The 628-nt window shown below is 48.2% G+C and carries 1 protein-coding gene; it reads left to right on the forward strand.

Annotated features, from left to right (window positions below):
• The coding region (locus NK662_RS24670; protein WP_254761358.1) for a hypothetical protein at positions 1-628 on the forward strand (628 nt) is incomplete at both ends.

Genomic DNA, 628 nt, shown 5'->3' on the forward strand with positions numbered 1-628 from the left:
CGACAATGATGCTGAATGACAGAATTCAGAGCCTTCGTGGGCTCCAATCATCCCTTAGAAAGGCAGAAGAATATCTGATGGGCATTCCTCAAGACACGCCCTACTCGGAGTTCAACCACAGGTTCCAAGAGCTCGGTTTGGAGAAGGGTTGGGGTGACTGTGCAAAGCGTGTGCTTGACACCATCCACTTGCTTCTTGACCTTCTTGAGGCCCCTGATCCGGCCAACTTGGAGAAGTTCCTTGGAACTATTCCAATGATGTTCAATGTTGTTATCCTGTCTCCGCATGGATACTTTGCCCAATCCAATGTGTTGGGATACCCTGATACTGGTGGTCAGGTTGTGTACATTTTGGACCAAGTCCGCGCTTTGGAGAATGAGATGCTTTTGAGGATCAAGCAGCAAGGCCTTGATATCACACCTAAGATCCTCATTGTAACCAGGCTGTTGCCTGATGCTGTTGGTACTACATGCGGCCAGCGTGTGGAGAAGGTTATTGGAACTGAGCACACTGACATTCTTCGTGTTCCATTCAGGAGTGAGAATGGTATCCTCCGCAAGTGGATCTCCCGTTTTGATGTCTGGCCATTCCTGGAATCATACACTGAGGATGTTGCAAACGAAATTAT

The sequence above is a fragment of the Ectobacillus ponti genome (assembly GCF_024294785.1).
GTDB lineage: Bacteria > Bacillota > Bacilli > Bacillales > Bacillaceae_G > Ectobacillus > Ectobacillus ponti.